At 45.1% G+C, this 4,409-nt stretch carries 7 protein-coding genes and 1 pseudogene; all 8 read left to right on the top strand.

What is annotated here, in order from left to right:
* A pseudogene (locus HW443_RS09030) lies at positions 1-397 on the top strand (cobyrinate a,c-diamide synthase); the annotation flags it as partial.
* Positions 398-400: 3 nt separating this feature from the next.
* The gene (locus HW443_RS09025; protein WP_176235506.1) at positions 401-781 is read left to right on the top strand and encodes a sirohydrochlorin chelatase; all 381 of its coding nucleotides are present in this window, start codon (positions 401-403) and stop codon (positions 779-781) included.
* Positions 778-1,410: a precorrin-8X methylmutase gene (locus HW443_RS09020; protein ID WP_176229385.1), complete on the top strand. Its 633-nt coding sequence runs from the start codon at positions 778-780 to the stop codon at positions 1,408-1,410. Before HW443_RS09025 ends, HW443_RS09020 begins: the two co-directional genes overlap by 4 nt.
* A 57-nt stretch (positions 1,411-1,467) precedes the next feature.
* The gene (locus HW443_RS09015) at positions 1,468-2,298 is read left to right on the top strand and encodes an energy-coupling factor ABC transporter permease (RefSeq protein ID WP_176238082.1); all 831 of its coding nucleotides are present in this window, start codon (positions 1,468-1,470) and stop codon (positions 2,296-2,298) included.
* Positions 2,298-2,579: an energy-coupling factor ABC transporter substrate-binding protein gene (locus tag HW443_RS09010; RefSeq protein WP_176227127.1), complete on the top strand. Its 282-nt coding sequence runs from the start codon at positions 2,298-2,300 to the stop codon at positions 2,577-2,579. Before HW443_RS09015 ends, HW443_RS09010 begins: the two co-directional genes overlap by 1 nt.
* Positions 2,580-2,582: 3 nt before the next feature.
* Complete coding sequence (gene cbiQ, locus HW443_RS09005; RefSeq protein WP_176235508.1) at positions 2,583-3,380, top strand: cobalt ECF transporter T component CbiQ; 798 nt, start codon at positions 2,583-2,585, stop codon at positions 3,378-3,380.
* Positions 3,352-4,200, top strand: a complete 849-nt coding sequence (locus tag HW443_RS09000; RefSeq protein ID WP_320411317.1) for an energy-coupling factor ABC transporter ATP-binding protein — start codon at positions 3,352-3,354, stop codon at positions 4,198-4,200. Before cbiQ ends, HW443_RS09000 begins: the two co-directional genes overlap by 29 nt.
* Positions 4,201-4,220: 20 nt before the next feature.
* On the top strand, positions 4,221-4,409 hold a 189-nt coding region (locus HW443_RS08995), incomplete at its 3' end, for a cobalt-precorrin-5B (C(1))-methyltransferase (RefSeq protein WP_176238079.1).

The raw sequence follows: 4,409 nt of genomic DNA, 5'->3' as shown, positions 1-4,409 counted from the left end.
TGAGTGCGGAGGACTGATGTACCTCATGGAAGAATTAGTCGATTTTAAAGAAGGGATTTTCCCAATGGTTGGAGTCTTCTCCGGCACAGTTAAAATGGCAGCTAAACTACACTCGCTTGGTTATGTAGAGATTGAGACGGTGAAGAATAATATATTAAGCCACAAAGGAGAGAGAAATAGAGGACATGTGTTTCACTGGTCTTATCTTGCCGCTATTCCCAAGGATATCTGTTTCGCCTACAGGATGAGAAATAGTAAACAAGAACTTCTTCTGGATGGTTTGATCAGAGGGAACGTCTTAGCCAGTTATGTGCATTTACATTTTGCTTCCAATGTTAATTTTGCCAAAAAATTTATAGAGAGCTGCCGGGAGTATAAATTATCAAGAAGGGAATAAAGATTGAAGTCGCAATCGAAAACAGGGATCGTAATACTGGGTCATGGAAGCAAATTGAGAGAAGCCAATGATGCTATCCATGAAGTGGTAGAGATGATCAAGAAAAAAGGATGGGATATTGTAGATCCGGCGTATCTACAATTTGGTCAACCTGATCTGTCCCAGAGCATAAAAAATGTTGTCCAAAAGGGATGCAGGAGGGTGGTTATCGTTCCCCTTTTCCTGTTTATGGGCAGTCACGTCAGCATAGATATTCCCAAAATGATTAAAAGAGAAGCTGGAAAGTATGACGGTATTGATTTCGTGTATGCCAGAAATTTAGGAGCAGACCCCAGGATTGGCGAAATCGTCCTGGATCGAATTAAGGAAGCAATAGCCCAATGAAGAAGATTGTAGATCCCCAAAGAATAGAAGATAAAAGTTTCAAAATTATAGAGGGGCTTTTGGCTGATTTGAATTTGCCGAAAGAGCAAAAGGAGGTGGTAAAAAGAGTAATTCATGCCACGGTAGATCTGGATTATGCCAGGGGGCTAATATTCCACCCCTGCGCTATAGAAGCAGGGCTTGCAGCTCTAAGAACAGGGAAAAATATAGTTACTGACGTGAACATGGTGAAAGTCGGAATCAGGAGAGAAATCTTAAGTGGCTTTGGGGGAGCGGTAGCCTGTTTGATAAATGATCAGGAAGTGGTCCAAAGTTCATCTCAGTCTGGGTACACTCGAGCGGCAATATCTATGAGAAAGGCCCATCAATTGATGGACGGGGGTATTGTAGCCATCGGCAATGCGCCTACTGCTTTATTTGAGGTCTGTGATCTGGTCAGGAAGGGTAAGGCAAGGCCTGCTTTGATCATCGGTGTTCCAGTAGGATTTGTGGGGGCGGCTGAGTCTAAAAAAGAGTTAATAACTCTTCCTGTTCCCTTTATTACTAATCAGGGGGGAAAAGGTGGAAGTAGTGTGGCCGTAGCCATTGTCAATGCCTTATTAAAAATGACAGAAGTGAAAGGAGAGTAACTCAAAATGTATGTTAATCGATCAAAGATGGCGCTCCTGCAAAAAGCTCAAAAGCCAATGCTTAGCGCCTTTTTCGAAGGTGAGTTGAGCAATAAGTTAGCCAAAAAATTGGGTTTTGCGCTTCCGCCAAAGACACTCTTAATTTTCGGGGTAAGTTTTCTCTTAATTTGGGGGAATCCCTCTCGTGCTTATGCCATGCACATTATGGAAGGATTTCTTCCCCTTGGATGGTCTGTGTTTTGGGCTATAGTAACGCTACCGTTTATAATTATGGGCCTCCTTTCGATAGGTAAAACGTTAAAAAGTCATCCGGAGACGAAGATGTTATTGGGGCTAGCAGGGGCCTTTTCCTTTGTTCTTTCGGCCTTGAAGATTCCTTCGGTAACCGGTAGTTCTTCTCACCCCACCGGTGTGGGGCTGGGCGCAGTGCTTTTCGGCCCTACGGCGATGAGCGTGCTGGGTTGCATTGTGCTTATTTTTCAGGCCATCCTGCTGGCCCACGGCGGACTTAGCACGTTGGGGGCCAATACCTTTTCCATGGCTGTGGTAGGCCCGTTTGTGGCTTATGGAGTTTATAAAATCTGCCAGAAACCAGGTGCTCCCTTCGGGCTGGGTGTTTTCCTGGCTGCCGCCCTGGGGAATTTATTGACCTATGTGACCACATCTCTGCAATTGGCTCTGGCTTTTCCCGCTGAAGTCGGTGGTTTTATGGCGTCTTTTGTAAAGTTTATGGGTGTTTTCGCCGTAACTCAAATTCCTCTGGCCATTAGTGAAGGACTTCTAACAGTAGTGATTTTTAACTTATTAGTTGCATACAGTAAGCCTGAACTGCAGGCTCTATCGCTTATTTCCTCCCAGAATATTTCTTCTAAGGGGGTGAAGATTTGATGAGTGTAAGGATCAAAAACATAATTCTGATAATTTTTGTACTTGCTCTGGCCATTTTCCCCTTGATAATTAAAAGCGGTGCCGAGTTTGGTGGTGCTGACGGGCAGGCCCAGGAACTAATTACCCAGATCCAGCCTGACTATGAACCATGGTTTCAATCCATCTGGGAGCCGCCCAGCGGGGAAATAGAAAGCCTACTCTTTGCTCTCCAGGCAGCGATTGGGGCAGGATTTATCGGCTATTATCTGGGATACGTGACGGCGAAAAAAAAGGGTCTTTAAGATATGCTTAGAATCGACCAGTATGCTTATTCTAACCGGTTACGTTTTACCCATCCGGTAGAAAAGTTTGCTTTTGCGGTGATCACGTTGATTATCGGTCTGGCTGCTTCCTCGCTGATAACCTCCCTGGTCATTACTTTGTTGATGGCAGGGGTGGTTATCTTGCGTGCAGGCATACCGATGCGGTTTTATCTTAAGCTTATGTCCATACCTATGTCGTTTCTAATCTTAGGCGTGCTTACTATTGCCGTTTCTTTTTCCGGCGAGCCGTTTTCTTTCCTGTGGGGTGTTAAGATCTGGGGTTTTACCCTTGGCGTTACGGCTGGTGGTCTTCAAACGGCCGTAAATTTATTTTGGAAGTCTCTTGGAGCCATTTCCTGTCTCTATTTTCTTTCCCTGACCACCCCCATGGTACAAATTATTTCTGTGCTTAAAAGGCTTAAGGTCCCTAGTCTCTTTATTGAGTTAATGAACCTTATTTACCGCTATATTTTCGTTCTTATAGAAACTGCAGACAAAGTTTACATCTCCCAGTCTTCTCGCTGCGGGTATGCCTCCATAAAAACATCGTATTATTCAATGGCCCAGCTTGCTTCAAACCTTTTTACAAAATCATACCATAACTCGCAAATGCTCTATACCACCCTTATGGCCAGATGTTATAGGGGGGAACTCAATGTGCTTGAGCTGCCTTATGCCTTTTCAAAGAAAAATGTAGCGCTGGTGGCTTTTATTGACCTTGGGCTGGTTATCCTGGCTCTGTGGACGGGGGGTGTTCTTTCTGCCGGAGGTCATTCTTGAGGCCAGGGACATTGAATTTGAGTACCCCGACGGTACAAAGGCTTTAAGAGGGGTTTCTATGGGTATCCCTAAGGGTAAGAAGACGGCCGTTTTAGGTCCTAACGGCGCCGGTAAAACCACCATTTTTCTGCACTTTAACGGCATCTTAAAGCCCACGAAGGGAAAGATACGTTTTGCAGGGCGAGATATCTGCTATAGCCACGCTTTTCTTTTAGAGTTACGAAAGAATGTAGGCATTGTCTTTCAGGATCCCGACACCCAGCTTTTCTCGGCCAGTGTATTGCAAGAAATTTCCTTCGGCCCGTTGAATCTGGGATTATCAAGAGAAAATGTTTTGAGGCGGGTTAACCAGGCCATGGCGGCCACTGAAATTGTTGAACTAAAGGATAGGCCCACACATTTCTTGAGCTACGGCCAGAAGAAGCTGGTTTCCATTGCCGATATACTGGCCATGCAGCCCACGGTGCTTATCTGTGATGAGCCCACCGCCTGGCTGGATCCCGGAAATGCGGCGCGCATAATGGATTTGTTTGACCGAATTAATCAAGAAGGCGTGACTATCATTTTTTCCACGCATGATGTAGACCTGGCCTATTCCTGGGCCGACTATATTTTTGTGATGAATCAAGGGCTGGTGGCGGGAGAGGGGATTCCGGAAGAAGTATTTCAAAACGAAAGTCTTTTAAAGGAAGCGGATTTAAACAAGCCCTGGCTAATAGATGTTTACGATGAGTTAAAAAGGAAGAGATGGGTAGTGGCTGACATGCCGCCTCCTAAGACCAGGCAGGAGCTAATGTCTCGAATATCCAACAGTCCTTAATGGAGGATTTCTAACCAGGGATGAATAAAACTGAGAAGGGATTTAAAAAAGGTTTCACCACGGGTACCTGTGCTCAGGCTACGGCTAAAGCAGCGGCGATTATGCTTAGCACGGGGAAGAAAATAGAAAGAGTGGAAGTAAAGACACCTTCTGGAGTGAAACTTAATTTAGAATTGATCGATCGGGAGGTAGGAGAGGATTTTGCCAGG

The sequence above is a fragment of the Candidatus Hakubella thermalkaliphila genome, assembly GCF_013281975.1.
Lineage (GTDB): Bacteria > Actinomycetota > Humimicrobiia > Hakubellales > Hakubellaceae > Hakubella > Hakubella thermalkaliphila.
This window is presented reverse-complemented; position numbering and strand designations above follow the sequence as displayed.

Excerpts from the sequence above, each read along its gene's own strand:
- HW443_RS09020 (WP_176229385.1), top strand. The coding sequence starts at position 778 with ATGAAGAAGATTGTAGATCCCCAAAGAATAGAAGATAAAAGTTTCAAA.
- HW443_RS09015 (WP_176238082.1), top strand. The coding sequence starts at position 1,468 with ATGCTTAGCGCCTTTTTCGAAGGTGAGTTGAGCAATAAGTTAGCCAAA.
- HW443_RS09010 (WP_176227127.1), top strand. The coding sequence starts at position 2,298 with ATGAGTGTAAGGATCAAAAACATAATTCTGATAATTTTTGTACTTGCT.
- cbiQ (WP_176235508.1), top strand. The coding sequence starts at position 2,583 with ATGCTTAGAATCGACCAGTATGCTTATTCTAACCGGTTACGTTTTACC.